16 protein-coding genes and 2 pseudogenes are annotated in these 19,703 nt (G+C 53.2%); 7 read left to right on the top strand and 11 right to left on the bottom strand.

Going from position 1 to position 19,703, the window contains the following annotated elements:
- Window positions 1-608: 608 nt before the first annotated feature.
- The 3 genes from E6C55_RS01155 to E6C55_RS01145 form a co-directional block, all read right to left on the bottom strand.
- A complete protein-coding gene (locus tag E6C55_RS01155; RefSeq protein WP_136367931.1) occupies window positions 609-845 on the bottom strand; it encodes a DUF6953 family protein in 237 nt (78 codons plus the stop codon).
- Between the two features lie 22 nt (window positions 846-867).
- Entirely contained in the window at window positions 868-1,362 is a 495-nt protein-coding gene (locus E6C55_RS01150; protein ID WP_136367930.1) for a hypothetical protein, read from the bottom strand.
- Window positions 1,363-1,455: 93 nt separating this feature from the next.
- The gene (locus tag E6C55_RS01145; protein ID WP_168735386.1) at window positions 1,456-2,550 is read right to left on the bottom strand and encodes a stalk domain-containing protein; all 1,095 of its coding nucleotides are present in this window, start codon (window positions 2,548-2,550) and stop codon (window positions 1,456-1,458) included.
- Between the two features lie 167 nt (window positions 2,551-2,717).
- Here E6C55_RS01145 and E6C55_RS01140 point away from each other — a divergent pair, with 167 nt between their 5' ends.
- The gene (locus E6C55_RS01140) at window positions 2,718-4,610 is read left to right on the top strand and encodes an AraC family transcriptional regulator (protein ID WP_136367928.1); all 1,893 of its coding nucleotides are present in this window, start codon (window positions 2,718-2,720) and stop codon (window positions 4,608-4,610) included.
- Between the two features lie 101 nt (window positions 4,611-4,711).
- On the top strand, window positions 4,712-5,740 hold the full coding sequence (locus E6C55_RS01135; RefSeq protein WP_136367927.1) for an ABC transporter substrate-binding protein: 1,029 nt from the start codon (window positions 4,712-4,714) through the stop codon (window positions 5,738-5,740).
- 126 nt (window positions 5,741-5,866) lie between these two features.
- Here the strand turns inward: E6C55_RS01135 and E6C55_RS01130 are convergent, their stop codons facing one another.
- The 5 genes from E6C55_RS01130 to E6C55_RS01110 all read right to left on the bottom strand — a co-directional run bounded on the left by E6C55_RS01130 (window position 5,867) and on the right by E6C55_RS01110 (window position 10,833).
- Window positions 5,867-6,523: an RloB domain-containing protein gene (locus E6C55_RS01130; protein WP_211093501.1), complete on the bottom strand. Its 657-nt coding sequence runs from the start codon at window positions 6,521-6,523 to the stop codon at window positions 5,867-5,869.
- Between the two features lie 2 nt (window positions 6,524-6,525).
- Complete coding sequence (locus E6C55_RS01125; RefSeq protein ID WP_136367925.1) at window positions 6,526-7,839, bottom strand: AAA family ATPase; 1,314 nt, start codon at window positions 7,837-7,839, stop codon at window positions 6,526-6,528.
- Window positions 7,840-8,064: 225 nt separating this feature from the next.
- On the bottom strand, window positions 8,065-8,808 hold the full coding sequence (locus E6C55_RS01120) for a hypothetical protein (RefSeq protein ID WP_211093500.1): 744 nt from the start codon (window positions 8,806-8,808) through the stop codon (window positions 8,065-8,067).
- 267 nt (window positions 8,809-9,075) lie between these two features.
- Complete coding sequence (locus E6C55_RS01115; RefSeq protein WP_407923683.1) at window positions 9,076-9,885, bottom strand: carbohydrate ABC transporter permease; 810 nt, start codon at window positions 9,883-9,885, stop codon at window positions 9,076-9,078.
- Between the two features lie 66 nt (window positions 9,886-9,951).
- On the bottom strand, window positions 9,952-10,833 hold the full coding sequence (locus tag E6C55_RS01110; protein WP_136367924.1) for a carbohydrate ABC transporter permease: 882 nt from the start codon (window positions 10,831-10,833) through the stop codon (window positions 9,952-9,954).
- Window positions 10,834-11,204: 371 nt separating this feature from the next.
- Between E6C55_RS01110 and E6C55_RS01105 the strand changes: the two are divergent.
- The 5 genes and pseudogenes from E6C55_RS01105 to E6C55_RS01085 all read left to right on the top strand — a co-directional run.
- A pseudogene (locus E6C55_RS01105) lies at window positions 11,205-12,705 on the top strand (IS5 family transposase).
- 220 nt (window positions 12,706-12,925) lie between these two features.
- Window positions 12,926-13,231 (top strand): hypothetical protein, encoded by a 306-nt coding sequence (locus tag E6C55_RS01100; RefSeq protein WP_136367923.1) that lies wholly within the window; start codon window positions 12,926-12,928, stop codon window positions 13,229-13,231.
- A 73-nt stretch (window positions 13,232-13,304) separates the two neighbouring features.
- Window positions 13,305-13,916, top strand: coding sequence for a transglycosylase domain-containing protein (locus E6C55_RS01095; RefSeq protein ID WP_136367922.1), 612 nt, complete (start codon window positions 13,305-13,307; stop codon window positions 13,914-13,916).
- Entirely contained in the window at window positions 13,909-14,688 is a 780-nt protein-coding gene (locus E6C55_RS01090; protein WP_136367921.1) for a hypothetical protein, read from the top strand. Before E6C55_RS01095 ends, E6C55_RS01090 begins: the two co-directional genes overlap by 8 nt.
- 106 nt (window positions 14,689-14,794) lie before the next feature.
- Window positions 14,795-15,343: pseudogene (locus E6C55_RS01085) on the top strand (transposase); the annotation flags it as partial.
- A gap of 74 nt (window positions 15,344-15,417) precedes the next feature.
- Here the strand turns inward: E6C55_RS01085 and E6C55_RS01080 are convergent.
- The 3 genes from E6C55_RS01080 to E6C55_RS01070 form a co-directional block, all read right to left on the bottom strand.
- Window positions 15,418-16,788, bottom strand: coding sequence for an ABC transporter substrate-binding protein (locus E6C55_RS01080; protein ID WP_230986456.1), 1,371 nt, complete (start codon window positions 16,786-16,788; stop codon window positions 15,418-15,420).
- A gap of 180 nt (window positions 16,789-16,968) precedes the next feature.
- On the bottom strand, window positions 16,969-17,754 hold the full coding sequence (locus E6C55_RS01075) for a response regulator (RefSeq protein ID WP_136367920.1): 786 nt from the start codon (window positions 17,752-17,754) through the stop codon (window positions 16,969-16,971).
- A 34-nt stretch (window positions 17,755-17,788) separates the two neighbouring features.
- Window positions 17,789-19,576 (bottom strand): cache domain-containing sensor histidine kinase, encoded by a 1,788-nt coding sequence (locus E6C55_RS01070; protein WP_136367919.1) that lies wholly within the window; start codon window positions 19,574-19,576, stop codon window positions 17,789-17,791.
- Between the last annotated feature and the right edge of the window lie 127 nt (window positions 19,577-19,703).

Here is a 19,703-nt window from a genome sequence, read left to right as displayed (position 1 = left end):
TCCTCGTTTTTACTTTAGCACTCTTGTGTTGCCGTTAGATCAAAATTAATGCAGTGAAGTTGCTTATCGATGTTGGCCAACATCATGTAACAATTGTCCCAAAAAAAACATTTATTAGAAATAGTGCATTTATCCCATTAAAAATACATTTTACATCCATTTTCGACATTTCGCCCCATTCTACTGTTGAACGATTCCATTCAACCGAAAGATGCTGAATGCCACACTCAAAGTAATCCGTTCTGGAGCGCAGTGGCGTGACTTGCCGGACTATTACGGTTCCTGAAACAGAGTCCATACTCCCTTCCGCCACTGGGAAAAGGCGGCAGCGGTTGCGGCGATTGTGTTGGTTGCGGTAGGGGGGGCGGTTGCGACGATTACGGTGGTTTCGGTGGTTGCAACAACTTCATCTACTTCGTCGGCGGCTTCCTCCCTTGCTCCGATATGACAAAAAAAAGCTCCCTCATCCGACATTGCGATGAAGGAGCTTGCTTGGGAGCATATGGGCTTATCCGACGGCATGTCCGACATCGACCAGCCCGGTTGATCCGCAGCCCCCTTCCGGCGGCAAGCGGCGCTCCTTGCCCTTGCCGAGCTGGCCAGCCGCCCTACGTCCAGCCCCAGAAGAAGCCGTCCCGGTCCCAGGCGACCCGGCCCCGGTGCAGCTTGCGGAACGCCTTCTTCACTTCCTTCTCGAGGGAGGCGTTGCCCGCTTCGTTCACGAACACGAATTGCTCTCCGAAGTTGGCCTTCACGTATGCGATCGCCTCCTCCTGCCGGAGCATTCCCCGTTCGCGAATCTCGTTCACCATCCACTCCGCTACCTGCTGCGCGGTCGTCTCCATGCCCCGATTCCTCCTTGCGGCCTCACGCCCGGGCGAAGCCTTCTTCCTCCAGGTACTGCACCGCTTCCTGGTACGTCTCGAACACGCCGTCGAGGTTCAGCCCCGCGTACACGTACCACATGCCGCCCAGCCCCTCTTCCTCGTCCTCGAGCTTCAGCTCCAGCGTCATCTTCTCGGCGTTGACCCAGCGCTCTTCCGTGGACGGCGCCTTCGCTCCGACCGCCGCCGCTCCGCCCTGCGTCAAGGACGCGATCGCCTTCGCGATGATCTCGCGGAGCTCCTCCGCTCCGAAGTCCCGGATGCTGACCATGCCCTTCTCGTCGGCAGCATCGTCATATTCCCGCAGTCTCCCCGCGTACACATACCCGTTGCCGTTCGGATGAAGCCGGTACACCACGGTTTTTTTCTCAAATGCGCTTCCTTCATAATGGTAATTCACGCGTCCCATCGACACGTCCCTGCGCTCGAGCTCCGCGAACGAATTCGCAATGGCGAGCTTCTCCTCGAAACTTAGCATGCCAGTCCTCCAATATCCGATTGGTCGTTGCCGTCATTATAACACAAAGAGAACGGGCAACCGTCAGGCTGTCCGCTCTCTTCGTCAAAAATCTTATTCGAACGACTTCAGGGGAATAACGAATTCCTGAATGCCGTAGGCGTATGGGAGGTATTCGTATTGGCCGAATGCGATGACGAGGCCGTTGTGGTTCAAGTAGAAGTCGCGGTCCGGCTCGATCGTCTCGAACGGAGTCAGCATGCCGTCTTCGAGGTCCCTTGCCTTCAGTTGCGCCTTGATCGCCTTGTTGATGATCGACACGTAGTCCGCGTTCTGCTTGGCCGCATCCTTGAGGGTGAGCAGGCTGCCGGTCGCCAGATCGAACGTGTAGGGGACCCGCACCGTGCCGCCATGAGCCCCGCCCATGTAGATGTAATAATCCACGTAGAGGCTGAGCAGTCCTTGCTCGTTATAGGTTACCGTATAGGTTCCGTCGAACTCGGTCGCCCACTCGCCGGTGTCGCTTGCCGCTTCAAGCAACTGCTGCTTGCCCTCCGCCGCCTGGGTCTCGGCTTCTTGCTTCAGATAGTCGTTGATCTTCGCCTGCACGTCCGCATCCTTGAGGCCGGATAGCTGCGGATAGTTCACGACAAGCTCAAGCTTCTTCTTCGCGTCGCTGTATTCGATCTTCTCCGTGCCGATCGCGAAGGCATTCTCCGCAAGCTTCGAGATCTCGATTCCCTTGGTCGAAGTATTATATACGATCTCGTACCCCATACGCTCCAGCAGAAAACGCAGAGGGAGATACGTGGTGTTCTTGTCGACGATAGGCGGAAGTCCGTAGAGGGTCTGATCGTTCAGCGTAATGGCTCCCGACTCGATGCCAAGGACAAGCGTTCTGCCGTTGCCCTCGACCGTGACGGTCTTCTGCGCTTGATTCCAATTCGTCTTGAGCCCGAGCTTATCGCTCAGCATCCGCAAGCCGACGTAGGTCGTATCATACGAATTCAGGACGGAGACGGAAGAAGAAGCTCCGTTAATGACGAACGACTGGTTCAGGATTTTATAAGAGGTGCCGGCCTCCGCCGAGGCCTGTCCCATCGCGCCCACCCAGATGGAGGCCGAGAGAGCCAGAGCCGTCGCGAACGATACCGCCCGTGTAGCCGTACGTTTCTTAGTCGATGATCTGTTGTTATGATTAATGCGCATTGGCATTCATCTCCCTTAATGAGCTGTTTTCCTATTAGACGAAGGACAACGGGATGCGGTTCAACATTTCCCGGAGGCGGACGAAGCTTGTTTCTGTTAAACTGTCCATATAAGAAAGTCCCGAAAGTAGTCCCCAACTCCAACCCCAACTCCGAGGTGTGCCTGTCATGTTCCTGAAGAAGAGCGTCGTCACCAAGAATGGCAAGCCTTATTGCTACTATAAGATCGTCACCTCCTACAAGGACGAGAATGGGCGAAGCAAGCACCGCCTCGTGAAGCACCTCGGGGCCCTCGACGAGGCCGCCGCGGAGGAGGTGCGGAAGTCGCTGCGGGAACAGAAGAAGCTCCGGGCGGCTTATTCCGAGGCGCCCGCGTCCCCCGAGCCGCTTGGTCCGTTGGCGGCGGCCGCGGTTCTCCCGCGCGGCATTCAGCGGCTGGTCTATTCTCCCTTTACCCAGAAGGAGTGGAACGTAGCGGATTCCGACCTGCTTATTCTTGCGCGGGAAGGCGAAGGCGAGCTCTACCTGCTCGGCCGCAAGTTCTCGCTGAACCGGGAGACCGCCCTCTTCTGCCCGCCCGGAGTCGGCATGCACATCTTCAACACGGGCGACCGGAAGCTGATCGTCGACCGCGTCTCCTTCGACGCGATCGAGCCCGCCGCGCCGCACTCCGGCGAGGAGATCGCCTACCGGCGCCGCCCCGCCGGCTGGGCCGACGCCGGGGAGATCCGGCTGTCCTCCCCTTATCATTCGCTCCATCTCGCCCAGGAGCTGTTCGAAGAGATGACGGACCGCGGAACGAAGTCGCTCCTGCGGTTCCAGTCCTTGCTCTGCGAGCTTCTGCACTCGCTCACCTCCGCCCGTCCCCCGAGCGAGGAGGATCGGCTGCTGCCCGCAATCGAGCGGGCAGTCGCTTATATCGACGACAACTACAGCGAAGACGTGACGCGGGAGCAGCTCGCTTCCATGGCCGGGATCAGTCCGGAGCACTTCTCCCGGTTGTTCAAGGACAAGACGGGAACGAGCTTCGTCAAGTACCTGTTGCGGCTGCGGCTGACGAGAGCCCAGGAGCTGCTGCAGACATCGGGGCTCGGCGTCAAGGATATCGCCCAGAGCGTCGGCCTGAAGAACGAGTTCTACTTCAGCCGCAAGTTCAAGGAGAAGGTCGGCGTCCCGCCGGCAGCCTACGCCGCCAAGCCGAAGGTGTACGCAAGCTTCCAGCATCAGTTGACCTCGGTCCTGCTGACGCTCGGCATCGTCCCCAGGCTCGCCATCATCGAGCCGTGGATGGCCGAGCATTACGCCGGGTCCGGGCTCGATCTCTCGGGCATGGAGCGGATCGCCGGCTGGAACGAAGGAACGGAAGCGAGAATCGCCGGGCTGGCTCCCGACCTTATCGCTTGCAGTTCGATCTTCGAGCCGTTGCCGCTGCTGAAGAGAATAGCTCCGGTGCTGCCCGTCTCGCTGGAGGACCTGGGCTGGCGCGAGCAGTTCCTGCTCATCGCCGACATTGCAGGGCGGAGAAGCCGCGCCGAGCGCTGGTTGGCCGAATTCGACGAGAGTACGGCGAACGCGCGGGAACGATTGCGAACGCTTCTGGACCCGGGCGACACGGTCGCCATCTACAAGCTCGTCTCCGGCAAAATCTACGTCTACGGCGATCTGAGGAGCATGAGCGGGCCGCTGATGTACCAATGGCTGCGCCTCTCCCCTCCGCCGAAGGTGAAGACGGACATCATCGATCGCCGCCTGCTGAATCGTCTGGTTCCCTTGGAGGAACTGTCGCAATACGATGCGGACCATATTTTCCTGCTGCCGTACAGCTCCCACTGGGTAGACGAGTCCACAACGCTCTATCGGACCCCGGAATGGAGGCAACTGCGTGCGGTTCGCAAGGGACAAGTGTATGAAGCGAATCCCGACGTCTTCTACGGCTTCGATCCGCTCTCTATGTCGCTCCAGTTGGAGGAGACGCTGCGCTGGTTCTCGACCCGTTCATCTCCGGCTCATTCATCGTCGACTCGTTCGCCGGAGCGCCGGTCCCCGTCACATTCGTCATGAAAACTAATCATGTAAGTGCATGGACGATATGCGGCAACGTTGGTACGATGCTTGGGTGAGAATGATTCTTAATTCCATTTAGCCTAGGGGGACCCAGAAACATGCAGTTCGCACGTCTTAGACAGTTTGCACTCATCGCTTGCTTGACCTTGATCGTTGGCCTGCTTGCCGCTTGCGGGAACAACAACAATGGGGGCAGCTCCGCTTCGCCTTCGGCAAGCCCGTCCGCCGCGCCTTCGGAATCCGCTGCTCCTTCGGAATCCGCTGCGGCGGAATCCGGAACCCGCATCGTCACGACCGACAAGGGCGACGTCGAGATTCCGGCCGACCCGCAGCGCGTCGTCGCCGGCTACTTCCACGGAACGCTGCTTGCCCTCGGCATCAAGCCGATCGGCGCCAACAAGGAATGGTGGATGGGCAGCCCTTACCTGACCGAGCAGGAGCAAGGCATCGAGGATGTCGGCGCACCCGTCAATCTGGAACAGGTTGCCGCCCTGCAGCCCGATCTGATCGTCATCGGGGACTTCGACGTCGAGAACTACGACGCGCTGTCGAAGATCGCTCCGACGGTTCACGTCGCTTACTCGCAGTATAAGAACGTGAAGGAAGAGATCAAGCTGTTCGGCGATCTGTTCGGCAAGACCGCCGAAGCCGACGCCTGGCTGGCCGATTACGAGAAGAAGGCCGAAGAAGGCCGCGCGAAGCTGCAAGGCATCGTCGGCGAGAACGATTCGGCCGTCATCGTCAACGTTCGCGGCAAGACCGTCTCCATCCTCGGCGACAACTACGGCCGCGGCGGCTATGCCCTCTACGATGCGCTTAAGCTCAAGATTCCGGAGATCGTGCAGAAGGAAGTCATCGATCCGGGCGCCGGCATCAAGGAGATCTCGCTCGAGGCGCTGCCCGACTTCGCCAGCGCCGATCACGTCTTCATCTGCTTCAACGAAGGCACTTCCCAGGAAGAGATGGACTCCATCCTGAACAGCGCCATCTGGAAGGGCCTCCCGGCCGTCAAGAACAACCAGGCATACGTGCTGGACTACAACACCTTCCTGTACTTCGACCCGGTGTCCGTCGCCGGTCAGATCGACACGCTTGCCGACATGATCGTCGAGCGCAGCAAGGCGTAAGTGGATTAAGGAGGCCGCCCCTGTATGGGACGGCCTCCTACTTGTCGGACATCGCTATCTCCCCCTCAAGCTTCGATATGTTTAAATTTTCATCTGATTGATATATGAATTTTGTAATCTCTCAACTCATAGCAACTTGCAATCCTTCAGAATACTTTCAATTGAATCACCAATTGTGAGAGATGGGTTATCTGCATAATAATGAAACCCTTTGTATTCATGTGGCACTAGACCATTTTGTTTATTTCTCTGCATAATGATTTTAGCTCGTTTAACAGCATCTTTTACGTCGGACAAAGATATCTTCCTAAGTATTCTCTTGAAATCAGACTCACGCTTGTACTGCGCCAGTTCTGTAAATTTCTCATTAAACCCTCTGTTAATGGGGTCTAGGTATTGACGCCTATGGTTGTATGAAGTATTGCAGTCAGCCTTATGAAGAGTAATCCATAACTCAAACGTAAAATTGCTGTAACCCAGGCGATAATCAATTTTCTTCCCTTGCCTAGAAGTCTCTTTTAAAGAATTCAACGTTCCTCTAAATTGAGTTGTATGTTCCGTGTCATTACTTTCATAGTCGCACAAATGTGTCACAATAGTCCTAGATATCATATTTAGCTTTTTGGCATATTTCAATGGATCTTTCTCGATTTTGGATTGAATTGAGACTTTAAAAATAGAGTTAGAATCATCATTGATGAGCTGCTCCAACCATCTTAAGTACCACTCTTCAGTTTCTCCTTCCACTGAATAATAATACTTTTGAATAGGCTTTCTTTGCATAATTACACCTCTTCTCTTTCCTTCAATACATCTTCAAAAATAGAGGTGAAGTCAATATCCGTAATTGCACCGTACCGACCAATGAAATAATTCTTCATATAGTCTCCATGGATGCGAACAGCATTATCTCCTGATGTTCCAAAATCCGATAATGAATAATGGATACTATTATGTGTATTCTCGTCACGCTCTACAAATTTGATTTCATCACGCCTAAAGAGGTTGGCATTAAGAAAGATGGGATTATGTGTATTGAAAATGAGTTGGGCATTCTTCTTATTCAGGTCATTATTATGAAATAGGTTAACAATACTCATCAGAGCCATCGGATGAAGTGCTGATTCAAACTCATCGACAATCAACGTCCCTCCGTTTAGCAGAGCATTGATAATCAACGGAAATATATTAACAAACCGAACAGTCCCATGTGACTCAAATATTTCTGCAGGCAAAGATTGCCGCCCCTCAAAAAGAGAATACAGCCTAGCTTCTGATTCCTCATCATGCACCACATAGCCCAAAGCATTTGAATTTATTCCAAACAACTGAGCTGCTTCATTGGTAGTTTTCTCAACATAAACCGTCTTCTTCTTCGGATCTGAAAACCGTCTGATTAGCTGAACGGCGTCTGCTCTATAGATGGCCATAAATTTGTGTTCCAACCAATTGCTCACGATGCTAACAAGTTTGGAGCTAAACATGGTCTTGAAGCCATTCATAAGAAACAACTCTTCGCCATTTAGATTGCCTCTAGCCAAAGAAATAGCACCATTTGCATTGTTTTCAAACTCATTATTTAAATAAGGCCCAATTACTTTTAGGTCTTCAAAGTTAAGGCCATTCTCCCGTGAAAAAATCATGCGTTCATTTACAAATAACTTCTCGGATAATACCGTTCTCTTATAGTCATCCTCCAAAAACAAGCCTAGATCAAGAACTAGTTGATACTCCAACAAAAGACCGTCTTCAATAAACTTTATGGAAAAATGAACTGGCTCCGCGAGGTGATAGGAGCGATTTGGAATTAACTCCAAACTGTTTACTGCAGCATTGGGTATTGACCTTCTTTCACCGTCACGAATATTTCCGCGTAAAACTATGGACTGAAGAACTTCCATCGCTCCAATGATATTGGATTTACCCGCTGCGTTAGGACCGTAAATGACTGCCGAACAAAGAGCCTTATACTTTTTAGAAGCAATTTTCTCATGCAAAATACTATAGTCAAGACCCTTTTGCTTTGGGGCAGGAATCAGTGAGAATACAAGCTCATCTTTAAAGGATTTATAATTTTTTGTCCTAAATTCCAGAAGCAAATCAAACACCTCCATTTTGCTGAAATACTGCAAAACACAAAATAATTATATGAATGATAATGCCCAAAAGTCAATTCTTCTATTCCGTTTTGAAATAATCGTTCAAAATCCGATAAATTCCGCAGTTCTATGGCAAATTTCTTTGCAATTGACGCAAGCCAGGCAACTACCGTGAGAAGTATTACTACACAATTCGTTAGCCCTTGCACATAACTTCGCCTGCGTCTACAAGCCCGCCGCCGCCTTGATCGCCGCTCGCTGGGTCATGATGAGCTGCCGGAGCGCCTCGGTGCCGAAGGCCCCGGCAGTGAACCCGTTCGCCTGCGGGTAGTACACCATCCGGAACGAGGTGCCGTCCGTCAAGTGGATGCGCAGGAACACGCCCGATTCGTGCTTGGCCTTCTCATACACTGCGTCGAAGCCGACATAAGCCAGCGGCAGCAGCTCGCGAATGAATTCCTCGGACGCCTCCGGACGGAAGTCGCCGATCGGACTGCCGTCGATGCCGCTCTCAAGGCTGACTCTCGCTGTCTTGCCTTCAATGTCGAGGAGATCTCCCATCATCGAGGCATTCGGATTGCGGTTAACCTGGTACACCTTATTCCCAGCTACCACCCGGAACTCCGGCTTGTAGCCCTTCCACTCGTAAACAGCGGTCCCAATGGGCAGGAATGCAGCATCTCCGTTCTTGGTCACGTGATCCGTGCAAGCATGATTGTTAAGCATGTACGTAATGACGCCTACCTGCTCCCCAAGCTGATCCGCATCGACAGGGACCGTTCCTTCGTCATTGTAATGATAGGTAATGCCGTTAATCATCAGGAAGTCGACCCACTCCAGAATGGCCTTGCAGGAGCCTTCTCCTATCGACGACCCAGGCCTATTAGGACCCGAAGTACCGAATGCGATCGTCAGTACAAGCAGCGCCATGACGAATGCGATCCGAATCCGGCGGTTATTCCCTCTCATGATTCATCCCCCCGCCGTTATAGACGCGCCTGCTCCCTGGAAGGTTCCCCCTTCTGAGGAAAATAGAAAAATCCGGAAACCAACCGGTTCCGGACCCTTCTCACGCTACTATGAGTAAACCCGAACCTCCAACAGCTCCGCGATGACCGACCAGAGCTCGTCGCGAATGCGCACATTGTCGCGAACCGTATCGAGCTCGCCGCCCCACTCGATCCACCAATTCGGATTGAATCGTCTCGCTTCGCATGTGGTCCCTCCCCTTCGCTCTCACCCTTTAACAGCGGAATTGGTCAAGCCTTGGATGATGAAGCGCTGGCCGATAATGAACACAAGAATCATCGGAACGATGCCCGCCGAAGCGGCCGCCATCATGCCGTTGTAGTCGATCATGTTCTCGAGAATGAAGTTCTGCAGGCCGAGCGGCACCGTGTACAGCTTCTCATCAATCAGGAAAACAAGCGCGTTCTCGTAGTCGTTCCACTGCCAGGAGAAATCGATGATCGCGAGCGTTGCCAGCGCCGGCTTCGCCAGGGGCAGAATGAGCCGCAGGAAGATGCGGAAGTGGCCCGCTCCGTCGATGAACGCCGATTCGGAGATCTCGTGCGGGACCGACAGGAAGAACTGCCGGATCATGAACACGCCGAAGATCGTGAAGAAGCCGGGCAGGATAAGCGCCCAATGCGTGTTGTAGATGCCCGCCCATTCGAACATGATGAACTTCGGCACGAACAGCACCTGCGGCGGGATCATCATCATCGACAGGTAGACCATGAAGAGAGCGTTGCGCCCCTTGAATTCGATCCGTGAGAACCCGTACGCGGCGAAGGCCGAGATGAACGTCGCTCCCACCGTGCCGATAATGGCGATCTTAAGCGAGTTGAGGTAGTACGTTCCGAAGCTCTTCGTGCCGCTCCACACCTTGATGTGGTGGTCCCAGGTCGGGTGCGCGGGAAGCCACTTGATCGGATATTCGAACACCTCGGTCGGCGTCTTGAGCGACGTTGTCAGCATCCAGATGAAGGGGATAATCATAATTATGGCGCCTAAAAGCATGACCACCGTCAGCAGCAAACGCATAGGCACGTCCCCGTTCATTCGTCGTTTAAGCTCCATGCAGGGTTCCTCCTTCCTCGTTGTCGGTTTTTAGTAGTGAACCCATTTTTTCTGCCCGATCCATTGCACCGCCGTGATCAGCAGGATGATGACGAACAGCGCCCAGGAGATCGTCGAGGCGTAACCCATGTCATAGTAGCGGAAAGCATTCTGGTAAACGTACAGGGACAGGATGGTCGTGCTGTTGCCCGGCCCGCCCTGGGTGATCGCCTGGATGATGCCGAACGTCTTGATCGACATGATCAGGCCGGTGACGAGCAGCAGGAACGTCGTCGGGCTGACGAGCGGCCAGATGATCTTGCGCAGCACCTGGCTCTTGCGGGCGCCGTCGATCTTCGCCGCTTCCATCAATTCGGGGGATACCTCCTGAAGGGCCGCCAGGTAAATGATCATGTTGTAGCCGAGCATGAACCACACCCAGATGATGTCGATCGCGTACATCGAGGACGTCGTCGTCGACAGCCAGCCCGGCGGGTGGTCGATGCCGATGCTGCGGAGCAGGCCGTTGATCGGCCCCTGCTTCGGCTGGAACAGCAGCATCCAGACGAAGGCGACCGCGACGCCGCTCGTGATGTAGGGCATGAAGTAGAGGCCTCGAAGCAGCTTCTTCAGATAGAGCTTCTCGTTCAGAACAACCGCGACGAGGAAGCCGAGCCCGACCGAGACGGGAACGGCAAGCAGGAAAATAATCGTGTTCTTCAGCGACTTGTAGAACAGGTCGTCGTGCAGCAGCCGGTTGATGTTATCGAGACCCGTGAAGTCTACGTTCGGGCTCATGAACTTGTAATTCGTGAACATCAGGTAGAACGAATACGCCGCCGGGATCAAGAAGAAGACCAGAATGCCGAGCATGCTCGGTCCGATGAACACGTAGCCCAGCAGCCGCTGTCTCCTCATCCAATTGGTTCTCATTAGTGTCGTCATCCTCGCTTCTGCTTGGGATTGGATACGTCAAGTCTACCAAGCGCGGCGCGTCCCCATAAGGAACAAAACCATCGGATTCATGCGACAAATCCATGTAAAAAAAGCCGCCGGATCGGCAGCCTGAGGGCGGAATGCATCAAATCGTTCTATTCCCAATCGCGATAAAGTTCGGTGATAGCCTCCCGATGCTCCAGGAAACGGACGAATAAGAGATCGTGATCATAGGTAGGGCTTGCTGAATGCTTGAAAAACCGACAAAAACCGCATAACAACAAGGATTTTGAGGCCCATTTGTCGAAATCATATGCAAAGGAAATGCTCGAAAGCAGCCCAAAACCCTTGCAGATGGAGTGACGAAAATGTTCAAGCCGACCGCACACCTCGAAAACCAATTGCTCCTGCCCGGCGATTTCTTTCTGCCCTTCGGCGGCAGGCTGGGCGAAGAGAATCGCTGGGTCCGGTTGGCGCGATTGGTGCCGTGGGCGGAGCGGAGCAGAAGTATGGTTCCTTTTTCAAAAACACCTTTCGTGGCCAACAAACGATTAGCCTGCGAACAGGGCTCTGCGCGCTCCTCATTCAGGAGCGTATGCAACTGACGGACCGGGAGACGCTGGAGTCGATCAGCGAAAATCCCTACATGCAATACTTCATCGGTCTGTCCGGCTTCACGATGAAGCCGCCGTTTCATCATTCAATGATGACGCATTTCCGTAAGCGTCTGACAGACGTGCTGGCCGAGATGAACGAGATCGTCGCCATCGAAGGCGCGAAAGAAACGAAAGACGATGACGACGATAGTCTCGGCACAAGCGGCGGCGGGGAACGCAAGCGAAGGGCGTCTCGTCCAACGACGGAAACATCCGAGATCGGGCAACAAGTGCTGTTCGAAGACACGTCGATGGAATCGACCGCCGTGTCTGAAGCGCCGGAGCAACCGAATCAAAGAGCGATGCTGGCGGACGCCACCTGCGCGCCGGCGGATGTGGCGTATCCGACCGATCTGAATCTGTTGAACGAAGCGCGGGAGAAGCTCGAAGCGATCATCAATACGTTGCATGAACCGGTGGTCGGACAAAAGGCAAAACCGCGCACCTACCGGGAGAAAGCGCGAAAGCAGGTTCTGGCGGTATCCAAGCAGCGCCGGCCGGGGCCGAAGGTGATCTGCAAAGCGATCCGCCGTCAACTGGGGTTTGTGGGACGGAATCTCGCGATCATCGCCGAGCAAGTGAAGACGCAGCCGCTCACGCGGCTGACTCGCAAAGCGTATCGCGATCTGCTGGTGATTCACTGTACCGTCAGCAGCTTCACATGTACCAGACACGCTCGCACCAGATCGATGACCGGATCGTGAGCATCCATCATCCGCATGTAAGGCTGATCGTACGCGGGAAAGCGAAGGCGCGGGTAGAGTTCGGCGCGAAGCTCGCCGTCAGCATGACGAAGGGCTACGCGTTCATGGAACGAGCGTCCTGGAACAATTTCAACGAGAGTACCACGTTCATCGTATCCGGCCGTCGTGCAGGCGGATCAAATCTATCGCACACGCGAGAACCGGAACTTCTGCAAGCAGCATGGCATTCGGCTCAGCGGTCCAGCTTTAGGACGGCCGCGGAAGGCCAGTTCGACGAACGGGCAACGGAACCAGGACAAACGGGATGCCGGCGAACGCAACGCCATCGAAGGTAAATTTGGAGAAGGCAAGCGCAATATGGGCTTGGCCGTTCGCTTCTCGCGCAGACGAGTCTGTCCGCCATCACGCTGCAACTGCTGGTGATGAACCTGGAACGCAGGCTGCGCGTTCTTTTGGGCTTCCTATTTTCCGTCCTGCTCCGCCGTCGCCTCAGCCTGTATTTCGGGTAAAGTATCGTTCAGCAAACCCTATTTACAAGCCCAATCCCTGATTGCCTTTAAAGACTACAACGACATACTCTCAAGATGTTTTTGCTCTGCGAAAGTTGAGGTAGTGACCAGTAAATGTGGAAATTTGTAATCTGAATTGTTGAAATTTAATATAACATGGTATAGTTTGAAAGAATAGAAAGTTTAACAAGAGACAATTGCTGAAATAAGGATGGTAGTGATGGACTTAACGATAGTAACAAACAATAATGTAATTGATTTGTGGGATCAAATAATAATTTCTGCTACTGGGAAAGCGGAACGATCTGTTATTCAACAAATCGAAAAGGAACAAGAACATCTAATCACATGTCCTAAACAATTGGGCGCATCTTCTTGGTTTGTTATTGAATGTTATAAGTTACCGAATAACGTATATGCTGTCCGATTTGAAGAAGGTCATATTTTCAATTATTTAATAATAATTCATAATGTTTTGGAAAATAAATTTTATAAGCTTGTAGAATCAGGAACTGAAACAGAGTAACATAACTAATCCTACTTACATATAGAATTAATTTTGAATCTAATACGCTAGGGATAATAAGGTGATATCTTATATGTTTGTAAAGTTAATTACATTGATTGCATTGTTTTTTTATAAGGAGCAATGGGAAATCCTTTATATAAGGGCTCGAAGAAAGTATTCAAAAAATCTCGATGGGAACAAACGAATGTTTCCATATTTATTAATTGAAACCCTAATCATTGCTGAGGACAAGCGTTTTTACAAGCATTATGGATTTGATCCTATCGCAATTGTTCGAGCGCTACAGAGGATAATATTTTACAAAAAATTAGAAGGTGCAAGCACAATAACTCAGCAGTTGGTCAGGACCTTATTAAACGATAAAGAAATCACTATAAAAAGGAAGGTGAGAGAGATTTTCCTGTCTGTGCTTCTGGAAGTTAAACTTTCAAAGACAATAATCTCTGAACTTTATTTATATGAAGCTTATTTCGGTTGGAAAATGAATGGAATTCAAGAGGCATGTTTAAGAAAAAACTATAACATTTGGGATTTAAATTTAGAGCAATCCATAGCACTAATTGCTAGATTAAAATATCCAGAACCCAGATTTTTATCTGACGAGCAGGAGAAGAAAATAAATCAAAGAGAGAGCTATTTAATTCGTCAATTGAAAACATGGAAGGAGAGCAACCATGGTTAAACCATTTGAATTGTCCGAACAAATTTCCACTATACATGGTCAATATTTAAGCCCAGATACACTTTTACATTCGTTATTAAACAGCACTGATAGTGAGAAAAAATCAATAGTACGATTATGGATCACAGAAGGAATTCCATATGTCTTTCGAAACAACCCAATGATATATGAACAAGTACGGACTTGGCTATCAGCACAACTTGGCATCAATGAGAAGGAAATTACAATCATCGGTAGCGCAAGAACAGGATATTCGCTTTCTTCATTTCCAAACTACGGAGCAGAATATAACAGTGGCTCCGATCTAGATTTCTCGATAATATCTATGGATCTGTTTGAAAAGTTGACAGGAGACTTTAATTGTTGGATTTCAGATTATTCTAATGACAAGGTAAATCCAAAAAATGATGAGGAAGAAAAATATTGGAAACTTAATAAGAATGGAGTGCCCAATCAAATTAAAAGGGGATTTATCGACCATAATAAGATCCCTTATAAGAATACCTATCCAACAGCTCAGAATCTAGGTCAGACAATGTATCTATTAAATGAAAGAATAAGACTGACTAAAAATGCTCCGTTCACTAAGAAGGCATCAATCAGAATATATAAAAACTGGGATTCATTCATAAGACAATTGATGATAAACATTGAATTCATGCTGCAGTCTGTCAATAGAGACACGATTCACTCAGAGAAATACCTATCAGAAGTAGGTGTAAGTAACTCAACTTTCGCAGAGCAAAAACATCTTGAGAGCATGTCGTTGTAGTCTTTAAAGGCAATCAGTGATTAGGCTTGTAAATAGAAAAACACCACTTCGTTTGCTAAAGTGAGAATGTCGAGCAATCACTTCAACCGAAGAAGTGTCTATCCTAATGATAGCCCAACCATCCGAATTGAATCAACTGCCTAACGAACTAAAGCCAGTATTCCAAGAATTGAAAGTCATGCAGCATCTGCAACAAGCTGGATTTCGTAAACGCTTTGGCTTTAGCTGCGCCCGGCTATTCAAACTTGTCTTCGTATTATTGTTCCATCGGAAAAACTGGTTTTGCCTGCTTGAGAGCAGCAAAGACGATTCCATGCCCGGCAAAGATGCGGTTCATCGCTTTCTCAATCATGCCGGCTTTGCATGGCGCCGTTTTCTGACTTCGCTTAGCGCGACTACCGTGAAGAAGGTAGATGCGCTGACGTCCGCGGATCGGGATGTCGTCTTCATCATCGACGATTAAATGTTTGAACGTAATTGCAGCAAAGCCGTTGAGTTGCTCGCCAGGTTCAAAGATCATGCTACAGGTACGTATTACAAAGGATTCCGAATGCTGACGATAGGGTGGTCGGATGGCCATACATTCTTGCCCGTAGACTTTGTGCTGCTAAGCTCTTGCAAGTCGGCAAACGGCATGAGCGAATCCATCGACAAATAGGGCGGACATGTTCGCCGCCCTGTCAGCTAACCGCTTGCATTCCATAATTGCTTGGCGGAACTTCCCGCTCCCTACTTCGCGTTCTGCTTCAAATAATCGTTGTGGCGAGCGACCATCGCCTTCAGCGTGTCTTCGAGCGACTGCGCGCCGAGGAAGTACTTCTCGTACTCCTGCGAACGAAGGTCCACGACCTCCTGCGGCACGGAGCGGACGAACTTCGGCGTCGTATCCTCGAACGTCACGTACATGAGCGAATCCCTGTCGTACGTCTCCGGCTTCGAGCCGAGCATGCTCGCAAGCGCGGCGTCGCGGTCGGCGTCCTTGGAGGCCGGGATGCGCCCGCCTTCCGCCATCGGAGCCATGCCGCCGTCCGCGTACCACTTCAGGAATTCCCACGCCGCAGCCGTGTTCTTGGACTTCGCGTTGACGGAGATGAAGTCGCCGAGGCCGCCGCGGGTGATGTAGTCGCCCGCGCTGTCCATCAAGCGCGGCACCGGCGCGAACGCGATCTTGAAGTCGCGGGGGTAATCCGTGAAGTTGTTCGCGCTGCGCAGCAGCCACGCGCCGATGTTCAGCATCGGCACCTCGCCGCTGAGGAACATCTGCTCGACCGGCATCTTGCTCGTGAGCTGCTCGCCGAGCGGCGGGGTTGTCTTGTCGTCGTACATCATCGCGTTCAGCGTCTCGAGCCACTTGCTGACGAGCGGGTCGTCGAGGTTGGACGTGCCGTCCGCCTTCGTGTAGCCGTCCTTCGTCAGCGCGGAATCGAGCGGGTCGGCGTAAGGCTCCGTGTTCTGAATGAAGCCGTAGCCGTCTCCCTGCTTCAGCGCCTTCGCGTAGTCGCGAAGCTGGTCCCATGTCCACTCCTTCGGAACGTCCAGACCGGCCGCATCCAGCGCATCCTTGTTCAGCGCGACGAAGTACGAGCTCATCGTCGTCGGCATGCCGTAGTACTTGCCGTCAATCTTCCAATTGGCGGCGTCCGCGCCCATTTTCTCATCGATGTTGTAGTCCCCGTATGCGCCCAGATCCGCCATGAAGCCGGATTCCATGCGTTTCTGCGCCTGGCTCATCGTGTAGCTCACGTAGATGTCGACGTCCTGCCCCGTCATGAGCGCCGTGTCCAGCTTCAGGTTGCCTTCGTCGTCGTTGACGTACCGCACGTACTCGACCTGAATGTCCGGATGCTCCTTGTTCCAGTTGTCGACGACCGCTTGCGGACCGGATTCCGCCGGCACGCCGCCCCACATCTTCAGCTTGACGACTTCGCCGGACTTCGCCGGGGCGGAAGCCGAGGCGGTCGAGGATGCACCTGAAGATGAAGACGCTTCCACATTCGCGCCGCCGTTGCCGCCGTTATTGTTATTGCCGCCGCATCCCGCGAGGACGCTTGACGCAAGAACGATTGCCGACATTCCCATGGCCAATCTTGTCTTTGTCACGAGTAATGACCTCCCTGATCGAACTTGGATTGTGGTGGTGCAGCTCAAGCATAGCAAGGCGGGAGGCCGTGCCGGAAGGAACAGAATCATGCGGAATATGGAACAGAACTGTGCAATTGCGCACCCGGCGACGCCCATCCTCAGCGAATAATCGTTCTATCAAGCTGACGGCGCTCCGCCCTATCTCGTCAGGCGGTACTGGCTCGGCGTCGTGCCCGTCATCCGCTTAAAAATCTTAATAAAATAATTGTCGTTCATAAACCCGACGTTCTGGCCGATCCGGTTCACCGGCAGCTCCGTGTGCTTCAGATACTCGATCGCCTTCTCCACCCTCACCCGGTGCAGGTAATGGATCAGCGTTTCCCCCGTCTTCTTCTTGAACAGGGCGCTGACGTAGTTCTCCCCCATCATGACGTACCGCGCGAGCGACTTCAGCGTGATGTCCCGGTCGTAGTTTTGTTCTATATAGTGGATGATTTTGTTCACTTCGGGATGGGTGATTCTGTCCTGCAGCGATGCGGCGGCGCCCCCGGGCGCGGAAGCGGAACGGGAGTCGGAGCCGGTGGAATAACCCGAGCCGGCCGCGGCGCTCTTCAGCTCCGCGTCAATCTTCCCGAGCGTCTCCCGCAGGTCCTTCACGCTCATCGACAGCTTGAGGATGTAGTTGGACGCGCCGAACTCCATCGCCTGCCGCATCGACTCGAAGTCTCCCATGCAGGTGAGCATGACGAACTTCGACGCGATGCCCGCCTTCCTCGTCTCCTTCAGCAAGGCGAGCCCGTCCATCTGCGGCATGACGATGTCGCACAGCACGAGGTCGGGCGGGTCGCGCTTGATCATCCCGAGCGCCTCTTCGCCGTTGCTCGCCTCCCCCGTCAGGGTGAAGCCCATGTCCTCCCAACGAATACTCTCGCGAACCGACTCCCGCACGAACGTCTCATCCTCCACAAGCAGAACTTTCCACATGCTGAAGCCCCCTTTTGCCCCCGTTGGAAAATAATCAAGAGATGTTCTCGCGGTTCCCCTCATAAGGCTCGGACAGGAGCAACGGCAGCACCATGCGGGACAGCGTGCCTTGCTCCAGGGAGACGATCTCCAGCTCTCCCTTGTCCTTGAACAGCAGGCGAAGCCGCTCGCGGACGTTCGACAGCCCGATGCCCGGCCGCTTGCGCCCTTGCTGGGCTTGCCTCGACCGCTCGATGCCGACGCCGTTGTCCTCGACCTCCAGCACAAGCTGCTCCTTCCGCTCCTCTCCAAGCGTAACGCGAATGCGGATGCGGCCTCCTTCGGCCATGTTGCCGATGCCGTGGCGGATGGCGTTGTCGACGAGCGGCTGCAGGCTCAGCTTCGGAACGAGCGCGTACAGGGCGCTCTCGTCATAGCTGAATTCCACCGCGAACCGGTTGCCGTAGCGCGTCTGCTGGATGTAGACGAACGCCTTCGTCAGCTCGATCTCTTCGTGAAGATGAATGAGGTCCACGTCCGAGTTGAGGCTCGTCTCGAGCAGCTTGCCCAGCGACAGGCAGATCTCCACGATCTCTTCGTTGTTGCCCCTCATGCCGATCCACTTCATCGTATTGAGCGTGTTCAGCAGGAAGTGGGGATTCATCTGGGCGAGCAGCATCTGGAAGTGAACGGCGTCCTTCTGCCGCTCCTCGGCCTTCAAGCGCTGGATCAGCCCGTTCATGTCCACCATCATCGCGTTGAACGTCCTCGTCAGTTCCAGAATCTCGCCCTTGTACTTCTTCTCCGGCAGGCGGATGCGCAGATCCTTGCGGACCGCTTCCTTCATCTTCCTCATCATGTGCGCGAGCGGACGGGTGAACGCATGGGCGATCATGAACGCAACGACGATGAAGGCGGCCGTAATTCCATAGAAGGTGGCAAAATACTGCTTCTTAAGCGTCTCAATCTCATTAAACAGAATGCTGAGCGGAATGCTGTTGACCATGTACCAATCGAGCGACGAGAGGTAGCTGTAGTTCACGAGCTCCTTGCGCTCCTTGTCGATCCAGTAGCCGTTCTGCGCGGAAGCGGACACCTGGGCGATCGCTTGGGCGGACAGCTCGGCATCGGCATCGGAGCGGGCGATCCGCTCTCCCTTGCTCGTCAGGATGAAGTAAGCCTGCTCGCTGACCGACTTCTGCAGGTTGGACTGGAACCAGAACGAGAAGTCGATGCTGACGCGGGCAAGGCCGTAGGGACGGTTGCGGTTGTCGCGAAGCTCCGAGTAGAGGGACAGCAGCGTCGGGCTCTTCGTGATGTCGCGGGACACGTAGTTCTCGTCGTCGGTCACCCAGACGTAGGAGGAGCCGGTCTCCTTCAGCTCCGCGAAGCGCGGGTTCGCCAGAATCCGGTCGTAATCGAGCCGCACCCTCGGCTGGTAGGACGTATAGACGTTCCCGCCGAGGTCGAGCAGCGTGTAATAGACGGAAGGATTATAGAGGAAGAAGCTGTTGTTCAGCCCCTTGAACTTGTCCTCGATCAGCTCTTTGTTCGCCAGCACGGTGTTGTTCTCCGGGCTCTGGAGGATCGAGCGCACGTCGGAGTCCTGCTCGAGGAAGATCAGTGTTTTGAACGCGATGCTGAGCTGGTCGTCCAGGGAACGGTGCAGGTTGTCGAGCTGCTCGTGGCTCTGCTCGCTGATCTTCTTCTGCACGAGGGATTCGATCTTCTGGTAATTGTAGAGGTTAAGCACGCTGAAGGGAATCAGAATGATCAGCGCGAACACGGCGAAGATCCGGTACTTGAGCGTATGGGGCACCAGGTGCGACAGGACGTTCCGCATCGTTCTCGCATCTCCTTCGGCATTCGGCGTTCGGCCTGGAATGCTCCCATTATAGCATCCCGGTTGCGCGGGGAAGTCGAATGGCCGTATTTGCATCAAAATGTAGAGCTTGGAGGAGGGCGCAGCA

Origin of the sequence: Cohnella fermenti, assembly GCF_004801405.1 — a bacterium.
GTDB classification, from domain to species: Bacteria; Bacillota; Bacilli; order Paenibacillales; family Paenibacillaceae; genus Cohnella; species Cohnella fermenti.
Note: the sequence above shows the minus strand (reverse complement) of the source record. Positions and strands in the feature narration are given on the sequence as shown.